Source organism: Citrobacter sp. RHBSTW-00524, assembly GCF_013747755.1.
Lineage (GTDB): Bacteria > Pseudomonadota > Gammaproteobacteria > Enterobacterales > Enterobacteriaceae > Citrobacter > Citrobacter braakii.
Map to the genome: position 1 here is coordinate 4,508,712 of NZ_CP056421.1, position 14,464 is coordinate 4,523,175.

General features: G+C 51.9%; 14 protein-coding genes. 9 read left to right on the forward strand and 5 right to left on the reverse strand.

Annotated features, from left to right (window positions below; genetic code table 11):
- Window positions 1–81: 81 nt before the first annotated feature.
- Window positions 82–1,158: a GGDEF domain-containing protein gene (locus tag HV229_RS21685; RefSeq protein ID WP_016151597.1), complete on the forward strand. Its 1,077-nt coding sequence runs from the start codon at window positions 82–84 to the stop codon at window positions 1,156–1,158.
- A 108-nt stretch (window positions 1,159–1,266) separates the two neighbouring features.
- On the forward strand, window positions 1,267–2,055 hold the full coding sequence (gene fhuF, locus HV229_RS21690; protein WP_047500102.1) for a siderophore-iron reductase FhuF: 789 nt from the start codon (window positions 1,267–1,269) through the stop codon (window positions 2,053–2,055).
- Window positions 2,056–2,084: 29 nt separating this feature from the next.
- On the opposite strand, the gene HV229_RS21695 is transcribed toward fhuF, so the two are convergent.
- Complete coding sequence (locus HV229_RS21695; RefSeq protein ID WP_016151595.1) at window positions 2,085–3,428, reverse strand: PTS sugar transporter subunit IIC; 1,344 nt, start codon at window positions 3,426–3,428, stop codon at window positions 2,085–2,087.
- 365 nt (window positions 3,429–3,793) lie between these two features.
- Here HV229_RS21695 and HV229_RS21700 point away from each other — a divergent pair, with 365 nt between their 5' ends.
- Window positions 3,794–4,255, forward strand: coding sequence for a YbaK/EbsC family protein (locus HV229_RS21700; protein ID WP_181546368.1), 462 nt, complete (start codon window positions 3,794–3,796; stop codon window positions 4,253–4,255).
- Between the two features lie 54 nt (window positions 4,256–4,309).
- Here the strand turns inward: HV229_RS21700 and bglJ are convergent, their stop codons facing one another.
- Window positions 4,310–4,987: a DNA-binding transcriptional activator BglJ gene (gene bglJ / locus HV229_RS21705; protein WP_181546370.1), complete on the reverse strand. Its 678-nt coding sequence runs from the start codon at window positions 4,985–4,987 to the stop codon at window positions 4,310–4,312.
- Window positions 4,948–5,673 carry a response regulator transcription factor gene (locus tag HV229_RS21710; RefSeq protein ID WP_047358383.1) on the reverse strand — a complete coding sequence of 242 codons (726 nt, stop codon included), beginning with the start codon at window positions 5,671–5,673 and terminating at the stop codon, window positions 4,948–4,950. The genes bglJ and HV229_RS21710 overlap by 40 nt, the downstream gene beginning before the upstream one ends.
- A gap of 458 nt (window positions 5,674–6,131) precedes the next feature.
- On the opposite strand from HV229_RS21710, the gene HV229_RS21715 reads away from it, so the two are divergent.
- The 6 genes from HV229_RS21715 (at window position 6,132) to opgB (ending at window position 11,859) form a co-directional block, all read left to right on the forward strand.
- Window positions 6,132–6,908 carry a threonine/serine exporter ThrE family protein gene (locus HV229_RS21715; RefSeq protein WP_016155624.1) on the forward strand — a complete coding sequence of 259 codons (777 nt, stop codon included), beginning with the start codon at window positions 6,132–6,134 and terminating at the stop codon, window positions 6,906–6,908.
- Complete coding sequence (locus tag HV229_RS21720; protein ID WP_016151589.1) at window positions 6,899–7,372, forward strand: threonine/serine exporter; 474 nt, start codon at window positions 6,899–6,901, stop codon at window positions 7,370–7,372. The genes HV229_RS21715 and HV229_RS21720 overlap by 10 nt, the downstream gene beginning before the upstream one ends.
- Before the next feature lie 123 nt (window positions 7,373–7,495).
- Complete coding sequence (dnaT, locus tag HV229_RS21725; RefSeq protein WP_016151588.1) at window positions 7,496–8,035, forward strand: primosomal protein DnaT; 540 nt, start codon at window positions 7,496–7,498, stop codon at window positions 8,033–8,035.
- 2 nt (window positions 8,036–8,037) lie between these two features.
- A complete protein-coding gene (gene dnaC, locus HV229_RS21730; protein WP_016155623.1) occupies window positions 8,038–8,775 on the forward strand; it encodes a DNA replication protein DnaC in 738 nt (245 codons plus the stop codon).
- A 70-nt stretch (window positions 8,776–8,845) separates the two neighbouring features.
- Complete coding sequence (locus tag HV229_RS21735) at window positions 8,846–9,337, forward strand: DUF2501 domain-containing protein (RefSeq protein WP_016151586.1); 492 nt, start codon at window positions 8,846–8,848, stop codon at window positions 9,335–9,337.
- Window positions 9,338–9,567: 230 nt separating this feature from the next.
- On the forward strand, window positions 9,568–11,859 hold the full coding sequence (gene opgB / locus HV229_RS21740; protein WP_137380250.1) for a phosphatidylglycerol--membrane-oligosaccharide glycerophosphotransferase: 2,292 nt from the start codon (window positions 9,568–9,570) through the stop codon (window positions 11,857–11,859).
- A gap of 105 nt (window positions 11,860–11,964) precedes the next feature.
- On the opposite strand, the gene HV229_RS21745 is transcribed toward opgB, so the two are convergent.
- Together HV229_RS21745 and HV229_RS21750 are read right to left on the reverse strand one after the other, a co-directional pair.
- On the reverse strand, window positions 11,965–13,410 hold the full coding sequence (locus tag HV229_RS21745; protein WP_181546371.1) for a tagaturonate reductase: 1,446 nt from the start codon (window positions 13,408–13,410) through the stop codon (window positions 11,965–11,967).
- A 13-nt stretch (window positions 13,411–13,423) separates the two neighbouring features.
- Complete coding sequence (locus HV229_RS21750) at window positions 13,424–14,446, reverse strand: zinc-binding alcohol dehydrogenase family protein (RefSeq protein ID WP_047358386.1); 1,023 nt, start codon at window positions 14,444–14,446, stop codon at window positions 13,424–13,426.
- Between the last annotated feature and the right edge of the window lie 18 nt (window positions 14,447–14,464).

Sequence of the window (14,464 nt, forward strand, 5' to 3'; positions counted from 1 at the left end):
CTGCGAATGATACCCCGTTCGTTATTTGTTTTATTTACCAACACAACTTCGTACATTGCAGATAACTAACAATATTTACCTATGACAGTACAATCCTGGCGAGCTCTGCGCACCAAAAAATACCAACTCTCTTTACGATTGTTTCTGCTACTCAACGCAGTCTCCGCGCTGTTTACGCTTTTTTTTCCCCTGTTTGCCGTCAAGGCGTTGTCAGTACCAGCATTGCTGATTCTCGTGATGAGTACATTGTTGCTGGCATGGCATAGGAAATATGTGGATAAAAGAATTAATCTTCCTTTTATTTCAATCGTTTTTGGTTTGCTATGGGCATTACATATTTTCCTGAAATATAACGCTCTGGGTCATAATGATTATTATTTTCTATTAATCGCGCTTCTCAGCGTGCTGTTTATTGGTTCTATCGCTTTTGCCAATAATATCATCGCGTTTACGCTTCACTCATTGCCTTCCGTCGCCGTCTGTTTATGGCTGAATGGCAGCGAGCATGGTTTGCGAATTATCTATTTTATGGCGCTGCCCATGGCCGGGATCGCCATCCAGCATGTGATACAAAAACGCTACGATGGCTTCGCCCAGCAGCTAATGTACAAACTGCTGGAAGAACGGGAGACCCTGAACGGGCTCAGCATGCTCGACCCGCTAACCGGTTTGTACAATCGTCGGGGGCTGCAACACCGACTCGATACGCTGTTGGCCTTGAGCAACGCGAAGCACTACGTCTTGCTGCTGGATATCGACCATTTCAAAGCCTATAACGATCACTACGGTCATATGATGGGAGATCAGGCACTGATCCGCGTCTCTGCCGCGATTCGTGACTCCGTGCGCTCCCGGGACGTGGTGGCGCGCTTTGGTGGGGAAGAGTTTATGGTTTTGCTGACCGCGGTCGATCCCCAGCAGGCCCAGGCTGCCGCCGAACGTATTCGCCAGAAGGTGTACGACCTTAAAATTCCTCACATGTTTAACGAGAGCGTGGCAACCAACGTAACCGTGAGTATTGGTATTGCGCCTCTGGTCGAGCAGGATATTGATGCCGCTGTTGCCCGAGCGGATAAAGCCCTTTATGAGGCCAAGAGCCTTGGGCGCAACAGTACGCTGGTCAGCGATGACCTGCGGGTAAACTGCCCTTCTGCCTGAGCTATCTGTGCGGTGTCGCTCGGGATGGCGACAAAGATCTTGCCATCGCTCAATGTCAATTATAGGATTAGCAATCATTATCATTAAGATTAACATCCTTATATCGACATGGCTTATCGTTCCGCACCGATCGTTGAAGATGTCATCTGGCGTAGCCCTCTGCCTGCAAAGATACCCTCGCTGGCTGCTGCCGTACGCGCAACGATAGCCAACACCCGTGAGCACCTGCTGGACTTCATTCGTCTTGACGAAACACCCGTGCCAGGTGCAATGACGCTACATGAATGGACGCAATCAACGACGCTAAGTTCATTGCTGGCTGTCTATTCGGACCATATTTATCGCAATCAGCCCACGCTGCCACGCGAAAATAAGCCGCTGATTTCTCTCTGGGCGCAGTGGTATATCGGCCTGATGATGCCTCCGCTCATGGTGGCCCTGCTGACGCAAAAAGAGGCCATCGACGTCTCTCCTGAACACATGCACGTAGAATTCCACGAAACAGGCCGTGCTGCCTGCTTCTGGATCGACGTGCATCAGGATCACCAGGTCACGGCCCAGTCTCCTCAGCAACGCATGGAAACGCTGATTCTCTCAGCGCTGACGCCGGTTGTGCAGGCGCTGGAAGCGACAGGCGAGATCAATGCGAAGCTTATCTGGAGCAATACCGGATATTTAATTCACTGGTATTTAACGGAAATGAAGCCGTTATTAGGTGAAGAATTGCTGACCACACTGCGCCAGACCTGTTTTTTTGAGAAGCAACTCTCCTGCGGTCAGGATAATCCCCTGTGGCGTACCGTTGTTCCGCGCGAGGGACTGTTAGTGCGCAGAACCTGCTGCCAGCGCTATCGCCTGCCCGATGTCCAGCAATGCGGTGACTGCACGCTGAAGTAAGCGAGGAGCCGTAGCCCCTCGCCCGTCAGTTATGCAACCTGCTGATTTTCTTCTTCTATACGCTGTGCTTCTTCTTTTTCCTGCGCTAATAGCTGCTTTTCGTAAACCTTAAAGAATGGGAAGTAGATGACGGCAGACACCAGTGCCAGCAGGACAACCAGAATGGCCGCACGATAGTCCCAGCCTAACGCCCACGCCGCGCCAACCGGTGCCGGGGCCGTCCAGGGAACCACTGAAATCACCCGCCCAATTAAGTCCAGCTTCATCGCCGCCCAGGCCAGCACCGCGTTCACCATCGGGGCCAGCAGGAAGGGAATGAAGAACACCGGGTTCATGACAATCGGCGTACCGAAAATCACCGGTTCGTTAATATTAAAAATGCTCGGGACAACGCTCAAACGCCCGATCGATCGCAGATGGGCCGAACGGCTACGCAGATAGCAAATCACCAGCCCCATCGTCGCGCCGGAACCTCCAACCACAATAAAAAACGTCCAGAACGCTTCCATAAAGATATGCGGTAAAGGCGCGCCCTGCGCCAGCGCCGACTGGTTCATCCCGAGATTGGTGAGCCAGAACATTTGCAGCATTCCCGACACAATTGCCGCGCCATGTATACCGGCAAACCACAGCAGATGGCCGATCAGCACTGCCAGCAGTATCGCTGGCAGAGAATCCGCTGCAGACACCAGTGGTTTAAAGATGGCCATGATGGCCTGCGGGATCAGCATGTCAAACTGCGACTGAATCACCAGACTCAGCGGGTACAGCGTCAGTACCACCACCAGCACAGGGATCAGCAGATCGAAGGAGTTTTTGATCATCGGCGGCACCTGATCGGGTAAACGAATGCCGATGTTGTGCGCCTTCAGGAAGCGCATCATTTCAACGCAGTAAATAGCCACCAGGATGGCAGTGAAAATCCCCGTACCGCCCAGGCTATCAACCGGCATAGTGCCTTTGGTTTTCGGTGCAGCAATCAGCAAAAAAGCCATGATCGATAGCATCGCACACATGAAGGGATCTAGCTGATGTGACTTCACATAGTGCTTGCCCAGGTTATAAGCGATAGCCGCACATATGTAGACTGACATGATCCCCATCGTCATATCAAACGGTGTGAGGATTTGGCCTTCAAACTGTTTCGCCATATCCAGCCACGCACGTGCAAACCCCCAGGTAGTATCCGGAGAAAAAGGCGGATAGGCGAAAACCAGCAGAAACGAGCCTACGATCATAAAGGGCATCGCCGAAATAAACCCATCACGGATAGCCATCACATGACGTTGTGAAGAGATGCGCCCGGCAACAGGGCTGACGTAATTTTCAACGAAGCGGAAAATCACATTAAATACAGCATGATTAGTAGACATAGCCGTTCTCCCATTGTGCAAAACCCTGCAACCGTGCTGGTATCAACACCACCACGTAAAGCCCATTACTACTTTTCGCAACCGTGCAGGGAGGAACGCCAGCGCTACTGCATTTTGAGTTCAGTTTCATAGATGGCTCTTATTATGTGATACAGAGGAAGTGACAACTTCAGTATTAATCGCCATTTGAGCATTCTGCAACCGGTTACTGTAACCGGTTTCTTTGATTGTGAAGACGATCGAAAAACTGCCAATGTTGCCATGTTGTTACATTAAAATATTTACAGCGAGCTTGCCCCTATGACAAATTACGCTATGCGGTTTTCTGCTGGATGGAGCTGCCTGTAGGCAATTTGGAGAGAAGAATGAGTTTGCAATCAGTACGCCAATTTTTAGCGCAATATGCACCAGATATTGAGATTATCGAATTAGATCAGAGCACAGCTACCGTCGATCTGGCAGCGAAAGCCCATAACGTCGAACCAGGCCAGATCGCGAAAACGCTTTCGCTGAAGGTTAAGAACGACATTATTCTGGTCGTCGCCAAAGGTGATGCCCGGCTGGATAACAAAAAGCTAAAGAGCACTTTCGGTGCCAAAGCCCGTATGTTGAGTAGCGATGAAGTAGTGAACGCGACGGGCCATCCCGTTGGCGGTGTTTGCCCTTTCGGACTGGAAATGCCGATTTCGGTGTACTGCGACGTTTCGTTGAAGCATTACGCTGAAGTGCTTCCCGCCGCAGGCGCCATCCACAGCGCCGTTCGTATCACGCCAGAAAGGATGGCTGAGCTGACTTCCGCCACCTGGGTGGATGTGTGTCAGGGATGATTCACGTTCCGTGCCGATAACGAAACCCGGCACGAAACGATCTAACATTACCCGCTAAGAAGCCGCCTGTAGAAAAGGTGCAGGTTCACCTGCACGCAGGTACAGCAGGATATCTGCAGCATCCAGCAGTCCGGCATCTGAGCTCACGCCCAGCTTGGACATCACATTAAATTTATGTGCCCGAATGGTTTTAATATTCCGCTCTAACTGAGCAGCGATCTGCGGCATTGAATAGCCATTCGACATAAAGCGCAGTATTTCTCGTTCTGTTGGACTGAGCATACGGCTTTGATTGATATACCAATGGTTTTTAAAACCTTCGGTTCCCCGGTTGGGACCGTTCAATACTGTAAATAACGCGTCCTGTAGTACCGTTAATGAAGAAGATTTGCTCACAACGCCATCTAACGGCAAAGGTGACAAAGAGCCGATTAATCGTGCTTCAGCTTCATCATCAGCAATCACCACCCGGCGAATACGCGGAAAATTTACAGCCAGTTCCGTCAGATAAGCTAACCCGGCCCTGCGATCGGTTCTGATTGCAGAGAGGGAGAAAATAACCGCCGAAAACGACGTTTTTAACATAACCTGACTAAATGCAGGCTGGCTCGAAAAGATATGAAGTTCGTATTGGTTATCCGGCATGGTATTAAACAGGCTCTTAATACCGACGCTACTCATCGCGCACTTCTCTACCAGCGCAACGTTTCTTTTGATGCTTCGGCTTTCCATTCCGTGGTTTCTCCATAAACTGAAGGTAAATTCAATTCTCGCGATCCTTGAGAACTGTTTATCCAGGCGTACATTTCTGCATTGCTATGTATCGACAAGCGGCGCATAGCACTGTTCTTTTGGGCGCTGATTGTTTTATTGCTTTTCTTCAGCAATGTCGCAATCTGATTAATTCCCCAACCTTTTCCCAGGAGTCTCAGCACTTTCCTCTCCGAGAGGGTAAGTACAATTGAGCGGGCGCTATGGTCTGCTAATTCTGGCATCAGGGGCGGAGAGAGCAGAGACTTGCTAATTCTCTCGGCACGGCTATTTCCTGCGTGAATAACATTCACCAAACTTTCAATCGTCTCGGCATCAGATAACAGCGAACTGACAGGGCACATCAGCAATTCAATGGCCAGCGGATAAAAAACACGAGAAACGAGAAATACCCAGTGAATATCGCGGTATTGAGATAATAAAGAATAATATTGTTCGCAGACTGAACGTGGATGATTACAGTCTCCGGATAAGTCAGCAATCACCAAATCGGCACAACGCAGCTGCAGCAACGTCAATTCTTCGACGGAGCGGCAGTAGGTAAGTTCATAATCAGCGAACTGCCCCTGCATTACACCTTTAAGTCCGGTTTGTACGATCGGTAATTTACTAATAATAATTGCGTTTTTGCAGCGTCCTGGCAACATATCTCCTCCACACTCACCAGTCCGTATTCGCACTTATTAAAAATCCCCTGATAAATTAAAAGTATTAATTAACAGGAAACCCTAAACAATAGACGAGGTGAATTGTTTATCCTTGGCTTTTATTTATAAACAAAGTTATACCGCTACAATCCCAGTAGCATCAAACTATTGAACCATCATGCCAATAATTACTCATGAATACACTCTTTGTACAATTAAAAGAACTACAATAGATCGTTAGCGTTGCTTACGTATTTTCCATCCTGATAAATAACATTACATTTTCATAAGCGCCGTCTTTATTGATAAGCAAGTGAGATGTGCAAACGCATCAAACGTACGATCTGCATCTTTTTTCGACGCAAAGATTGATCTTAGCCAGAGCCAACAGGATCATGCTTCATGATAAAAAGAAGACATCCGCCACGCAAAGAGATCCTTTTCAGTCAGAGCGAGTCATGCAAACAGAGCAGTCGTCACAGCGAACGGTTACACGGTTATGTATTCAATGCGGTCTTTTTTTACTTCAGCATGGGGCAGAAAGTGCGCTGGTTGACGAGCTATCCACCCGCCTCGGGCTAGCGCTTGGCATGGATAGCGTAGAAAGCGCTATCTCCTCTAACGCCATCGTCCTGACCACCATTAAAGACGGGCAGTGCCTGACTTCAACGCGAAAAAATCAGGATCGCGGAATTAACATGCACGTCGTGACGGAGGTGCAGCACATCGTTATTCTGGCGGAACACAAACTGCTGGATGTTAAAGGCGTTGAGAAACGCTTTAGCCAGATTAAACCGCTGCGCTATCCAAGATGGTTGGTCGCCTTTATGGTCGGCTTGTCCTGCGCCTGCTTTTGTAAACTCAATAATGGCGGATGGGATGGCGCGGTGATCACCTTTTTCGCCAGTATGGTGGCAATGTATATTCGCCAGATTCTGGCGTCCCGGCATTTGCACCCGCAAATCAACTTCTGCATTACTGCGTTTGTGGCAACCTCGATTTCTGGTCTGCTGCTAACGTTGCCGACGTTTAACCACACTCCAACCATCGCCATGGCCGCCAGCGTGCTGCTGCTGGTTCCGGGTTTTCCGTTGATCAACTCCGTCGCGGATATGTTTAAGGGACACATTAATACAGGGCTCGCTCGCTGGGCTATTGCCAGTCTGCTGACGCTGGCGACCTGCATTGGCGTAGTCATGTCGATGACCTTATGGGGGCTGCGCGGATGGGCGTGATTGATTTCATTTTGGCGCTAATGCAGGACATGATCCTGTCGGCGATTCCGGCGCTTGGCTTTGCCATGGTATTTAACGTACCACATCGGGCGCTCCCCTGGTGCGCGTTACTCGGCGCACTCGGCCACGGTTCACGAATGGTGATGATGAGCGCAGGATTTAATATCGAATGGTCAACCTTTATGGCGTCGCTACTGGTGGGCTGCATTGGGATCCAGTGGTCACGCTGGTATCTGGCGCATCCGAAAGTCTTCACCGTTGCGGCAGTAATCCCCATGTTCCCTGGGATCTCTGCCTATACCGCCATGATCTCGGCGGTAAAAATCGGCCATTTTGGTTACAGCGAAGCGCTGATGATCACGCTGTTGACCAATTTTCTGAAAGCCTCATCGATTGTCGGAGCGCTCTCTATCGGGCTATCCGTACCGGGATTATGGCTGTATCGCAAACGCCCGCGCGTTTAGCGGCACGCTTTGTTAGCCCTCGCAGATGAGGGGAATCATCCCCTCATCTGCTGCTCTCCTTCTTCTCTGTGTTACTATAAAAGCAGTCCCCTTCTCGGTTGTTGTTCAGTATTGAGAAACATTATGCCCAGCAAAATTTTGACGCCGGACGTCACTAGCATTGACGCCTTACTACACGATCACCATACGGTGCTGGCCAGGTCTGCGGGCGGTGCCGTAGCCGTATTCGCCAATAACGCGCCAGCATTTTACGCGGTGACGCCTGCACGACTGGCCGAGTTGTTGGCGCTTGAAGAGAAGCTGTCACGCCCGGGAAGCGATGTGACGCTGGATGCACAATTTTATGAAGAGCCGCAAACCGCTCCTGTTGTCGTGCCAATGGGGAAATTTGCGATGTACGCTGACTGGCAGCCCGATGCCGACTTTCAGCGCCAGGCCGCCCTGTGGGGCGTGGCGTTAAGAGAACCGGTCACCGCCGAGGAACTGGCCTCATTTGTCGCCTACTGGCAGGCCGAAGGCAAAGTCTTTCACCATATTCAGTGGCAGCAAAAACTGGCACGCAGCATCCAGATTGGCCGGGCCAGCAATGGCGGAATGCCGAAGCGCGATGTGAACAGTGTCAGCGAGCCTGACAACCATATTCCACCGGGTTTTAGAGGATAACGATGAAAAACGTTGGCGACCTGATGAAACGTCTGCAAAAAATGATGCCGGCTAATGTCGAGCCAGCCTTTAAAACGGGCGAGGAGCTGCTGGCATGGCAAAAAGAGCAAGGTGAAATTCGCGCCGCAGCGCTGGCCCGTGAAAACCGGGCCATGAAAATGCAGCGCACATTCAACCGTTCCGGTATTCGTCCACTGCATCAGAACTGTTCGTTCGATAACTATCGGGTGGAATGCGAAGGTCAGATGAACGCCCTGAGCAAAGCTCGCCAGTACGTTGAAGAGTTTGACGGCAACATCGCCAGCTTTATTTTCTCTGGCAAGCCCGGCACCGGCAAAAACCATCTGGCCGCCGCTATCTGCAACGAACTGCTGCTGCGCGGCAAGTCGGTGCTGATTATCACCGTTGCGGACATTATGTCAGCCATGAAAGATACCTTCAGCAACCGTGAAACCAGCGAAGAACAGCTACTCAACGATCTCAGCAATGTCGATTTGCTGGTGATCGACGAAATCGGCGTGCAGACCGAATCCCGCTATGAAAAAGTGATCATCAACCAGATCGTCGATCGCCGCTCGTCTTCAAAACGCCCGACCGGTATGTTGACCAACAGCAATATGGATGAAATGAACAAACTGCTGGGCGAGCGGGTAATGGACCGTATGCGCCTTGGCAACAGCCTGTGGGTGATTTTTAACTGGGAAAGCTACCGTAGTCGGGTAACCGGTAAAGAGTATTAACGTATTAGGACCACTCCTAAGACTGCCGGCGCTATACTGCGCTGAAAAGGCATAACACGAGTTGCATATAATGATGAAAACAACCAAACGTCTGCTGTGCTGTGCGCTTGCCGCCAGCACGCTCATCTCGACCAGCGTTTTCGCCGCCTCCTGGCAGGATTCGCTCTCCAGCGCGGCCAGCGAACTGAGCAAACAAAGCTCCGGCTCGCAGGGCGGCTCGTCGCTCTCTTCCCTGACCAGTCTACTGAATGGCAGCAATCAGTCGCTGACCTCCAGCAGCATGAATAACGCCGCCGGGATCCTGGAATATTGCGCGAAACAGAAACTGGCCTCGGTCACCGACACGCAGAACGTCAAAAACCAGGTGCTGGATAAACTAGGCCTCAGTGCTCCGGAGCAGAAACAAGACACCAACTATATGGACGGCATTCAGGGGCTGCTCAACGCCAAAGATGGTCAACAACTGGACCTGAACACAATTGGCAACAGCTCGCTGGCGAAGCAGGTAAAAACCAAGGCCTGCGATCTCGTGTTAAAACAGGGTATGAACTTCATTTCCTGACGCACGACATGCCGCGTATACCCTGCGCGGCATCAACCTGCTCCCCATAAAATTCACACGTCAAATAATCAGTAAATCCCCCGCTAAAAACACGCATATCTAAACCAATTCTGAATAACAACGTAATTTAATGTCACTACAATTGCAGCAATGCAACATCGCTATTACATTGTGCTTTCCCAAAATCATTAGCCTGCCTGGCGTTTGCCCGGTTTACTGAGGATCGATCGTTGTCAGAACTCATCTCCATTACTCTGTTTCTCGCTTCAGTGCTGATTTACGCCTGGAAAGCGGGTCGCAACACCTGGTGGTTTGCTGCCACGTTAACGGTGCTGGGGATTTTTATTGTCTTGAATATCACGCTGTATGCCAGTGACTATTTCACCGGCGACGGTATCAATGACGCAGTTCTGTACACGCTGACCAACAGCCTGACCGGCGCGGGAATTGGAAAATATATCTTACCTGGCGTCGGGATTGCGCTGGCGCTGACGACCGTTTTTGTCGCTCTCGGCTGGATTCTGCGCCGCCGTCGCCATCATCCGCATCATGTGGGTTACAGTCTGCTGGCCCTGCTGCTGGCGCTGGCCTCCGTAGACGCCAGCCCGGCGTTTCACCAGATAACCGAACTGGTAAAGTCGCAGTCGCGCGATGGCGATCCGGATTTCCCAACCTATTATAAAGAGCCGTCAAAAACGATTCCCAACCCGAAGCTGAACCTGGTTTATATCTATGGTGAAAGCCTCGAGCGCACCTATTTTAACAACGACGCGTTCCCGGATCTGACCCCGGAACTCGGTGCGTTGAAAAACGAAGGTCTGGATTTCAGCAATACCATGCAACTGCCGGGTACCGATTACACCATCGCTGGCATGGTCGCCTCACAGTGTGGTATTCCGCTGTTTGCGCCGTTTGAAGGCAACGCCTCGGCGTCGGTCTCCAGCTTCTTCCCCAACAATATCTGTCTGGGCGATATCCTGAAAAACTCCGGCTATCAAAACTACTTTGTGCAGGGAGCCAACCTGCGCTTTGCCGGCAAAGACGTGTTCCTGAAATCTCACGGTTTTGATCATCTGTACGGTGCGGAAGAGTTAAAAAGCGTGGTTGCGGACCCGGCCTATCGCAACGACTGGGGCTTCTACGACGATACCGTGCTGGATGAAGCGTGGAAAAAATTCGAAGAGCTTTCACGTTCGGGCCAGCGCTTTTCACTGTTTACGCTGACTGTGGATACCCATCATCCAGATGGATTTATCTCACGTAGCTGCAACCGTAAACGTTATGACATCGACGGGAAGGCCAACCAATCCTTCAGCGCGGTCAGCTGCAGCCAGGAAAACATTGCCGAATTTATCAATAAGATCAAAGCCTCACCGTGGTTCAAAGATACCGTCATCGTGGTTTCTTCCGATCATCTGGCGATGAACAACACCGCATGGAAGTATCTGAACAAGCAGGATCGCAACAACCTGTTCTTCGTGCTGCGCGGCGACCAGCCACAGCAGGACACGCTGGCGGTGAAGCGTAACACGATGGATAACGGGGCAACGGTACTGGATATTCTCGGTGGCGATAACTTTATCGGTCTTGGCCGCAGCAGTTTGTCGAGCGAATCCGTGTCTGAAGTGTTCCTGAACATCAAAGAAAAAATGCTGGCGTGGAAGCCCGATATCATTCGCCTGTGGAATTTTCCGAAAGAGATGAAAGAGTTCACCGTCGACCAGGACAAAAACATGATCTCTTTCTCCGGCAGCCATTTCCGCCTGCCGTTGTTGCTGCGCGTATCGGACAAACGCGTCGAGCCGCTGCCGGAAAGCGAATACTCGGCCCCGCTGCGCTTCCAACTGGCAGATTTCGCGCCGCGAGATAACTTTGTCTGGGTTGATCGCTGCTACAAAATGGCGCAGCTATGGGCCCCGGAGCTGGCGCTCTCCACCGACTGGTGCGTATCGCAAGGCCAGTTAGGCGGACAGCAAATCGTGCAGCACGTCGACAAAGCCAAATGGAAAAGTAAAACCGTGTTTAAAGACACGGTGATCGACATGGAGCGCTACAAAGGTAACGTCGATACGCTGAAAATTGTCGATAACGACATTCGCTACAAAGCCGACAGCTTCGTCTTCAACGTGGCGGGCGCGCCGGAAGAGGTTAAACAGTTTAGCGGCATATCACGCCCCGAATCCTGGGGGCGCTGGTCCAATGCGCAGCTCAGCAAAGAGGTGACCATCGAGTACAAGGCCCCGCTGCCGAAGAAATTCGATCTGGTCATCACCGCGAAAGCCTTCGGCGACAACGCCAATCGTCCTATTCCCGTGCGCGTTGGCCACGAGGAACAGATGCTGGTGTTAGGCCATGATGTCACTACCACTACCTTGCATTTTGATAACCCGGCGGATGCCGATACGCTGGTGATTGTCCCGCCCGATCCGGTCGCCACCAACGAGGGCAATATTCTCGGCCACTCGCCGCGTAAGCTGGGGATCGGGATGGTTGAAATCAAAGTGGTCGCTCAGGGCTCGTAACATGAAATGGCTGATGGCGCTTCGCTTATCAGCCTTACAGCCAGCCGCATTTATTGTCTGAAAAAAAACAGCGCCCAACACCACACCGGGCGCTGCATGGCAACCTTATTCCAGACTTTTCACTGCCTGGCGCATCCCTTGCACCAGAATCATTTCCAGGTTTGCCGTCACCTGCCCGGCAAACCCGGGCAGTAACGTCAAATCTTCCCCCCAGTGCGCCGCATCGCCGAGCACAGTATCCACCAGTTCACGCAGCGTTAAATCTTTGCCAACTCGCGGCCACAGACTGGCATACAGGCTAACCCACTGCTCATCATCCTGTATCGGATAGCGTTCTCCCTCCCGCTCTGCGCGATAAAACGCCATCAGCGCCGCGAGGGCGAACGTTAACCGCACGGGCCAGCGCCCATTTTGCTGGCCCGCCAGCAGTTGCGGCAAAATGCGGGTACGGAATTTGGTCATCCCGTTAAGCGCAATGGAAAGCAACTGGTGACGGATGTAGGGGTTTTGAAAACGCCCGCTCACCGCGTCGGCAAATTCACGCAGTTCATCCGCCGGGAGATCCAATACCGGTATAATTTCCTCGCTAATCGCCCGCTCGACAAAGTGACGGACATCGGCATCCTGCATCGCTTCACCGACGGTCTCCAGCCCACACAACCAGGCCACCGGCACCAACGCCGTATGCGCGCCATTGAGAATGGCGACCTTACGCTCTTTGTACGGTTTAATATCGCTCACTACCCGAATGTTCAGCGGGCACTGCGCCAGATTCAGCTCCTCGGCCAGCCACTGCGGCCCCTGAATCACAAACAGGTAAAAATGCTCCGCGGTATCGAGAAACGCATCGTGATAGCCAAGCGTAGCTTCCAGCGCGGCGGCTTCTTCTCGCGGGTAGCCGGTGACAATGCGGTCGACCAGCGTGGAACAGAAGGTGTTTGCCGTCGCCACCCAGTCGGCAAACGCCGGGGGAAGCTGCCACTCCTGCGCATACTGCAGTACCAGCGTTTTGAGCGCCTCGCCGTTATAGTCGATAAGCTCGCACGGGATAATGACCCACCCCTTATCCACTGCGCCCTCAAAATGATTAAAACGCTCCAGCAGCAGACGTGTCAGTTTAGCCGGAAAGCTTACCGGCGGCGCATCATCGACCCGGTCTGCCGCGTGATAGCTAATTCCGGCTTCGGTGGTATTTGAAAACACAAAGCGAATATCCGCATTGTGGGCCAGCGCCAGATACGCCGCGAAGTCCTGATACGGATTGATTTCGTTATTCACCGAACGGATAAGCCGCGCCTCGCTCACCGCTTCGCCCTGCGAGTTTAGACCGCGAATAAGCGTGGTATACAGCCCGTCCTGGGTATTCAGCGACGGTGGAAAATCACTATTGATCGGGCGAACGATGGTCACGCCAGCGTTCAGAAAGGTTTGCTCGTTGAGGATATCCAGTTGCCAGTCGATAAACGCTCGCAGGAAATTCCCTTCACCAAACTGGATCACGCGCGTTGGGTAGCTTGCCCCCGGAAAATCACGTCGATTCAATGTCTTCATCGCATTTATCCTCTCAGAACGTGATCACGCCTTTAATCAGTTCACGGTTGTTAATCACATCCCGTTCGTAGATTTCCGCCAGTGTGGCAAATGCGTAACGGTGCGTGAGCATCATGTCGGCGGTCAGTTTGCCTTCCGACATCAGGCGGCCCACTTTGGCGAAATCTTCCGGTGTGGCGTTGCGACTGCCCATCATGGTGGTCTCTTTCTTGTGGAACTCCGGATCGGAGAACTGCAAATCGCCTTTGAATAGCCCAACGAAAACAATGCTGCCGCCATGGCGAATCAAATTCACCGTGTTGTTCATCGCATGCTGATTGCCCGTGGCATCAATGACCTTTTGCGCCAGCGAACCACCAAACTGGTTACGCAACTGCGCATCAAAATCTTCAGCAGACGGATCGATAACCGGGAGCCCCAACCGGGAAACCACATGCTCCCGGCGAGCCGGACTGGTATCGGCGACCACCACCTGTGCGCCATCGGCTTTGGCAATCGCCGCCGCGCCCAGACCAATCGGACCGGCACCGACCACCAGCACCTGCTCACCCGGAGCCACTGCCGCCCGGCGTACCGCATGCGCGCTAATGGCATAAGGCTCAATCAGCGCCGCCGCCTGCGGATCAATGCCCTGCGCATCCAACAGGTTGGTGACCGGTACGGACAGGTATTCGCTGAAGCCGCCATCCTGATGCACGCCAATCACCGAAATCTTCTCGCAGCAGTTAGTGCGCCCGCTCAGACAGGCAGGACACTGCTGGCAGGCCACGTAAGGAATAACCGCCACCTGCTGACCATTTTTCAAATTCTGTATATTTTTGCCCAGCCCAACAATTTCCCCACATATTTCATGACCCAGCACACGTGGATAGCTGAAAAATGGCTGATTGCCGCCCCAGGCATGAATATCGGTACCGCAAATCCCGACTGATTTAATTTTTATTAATGCTTCACCCTCACCCGGAATAGGTATTTCACGCTCTTTCCAGACTAATTTTTTAGGTTCCTGGCAAATCAACGTATTCATCGTAGACATGATTCTGCTCTCCTGTTT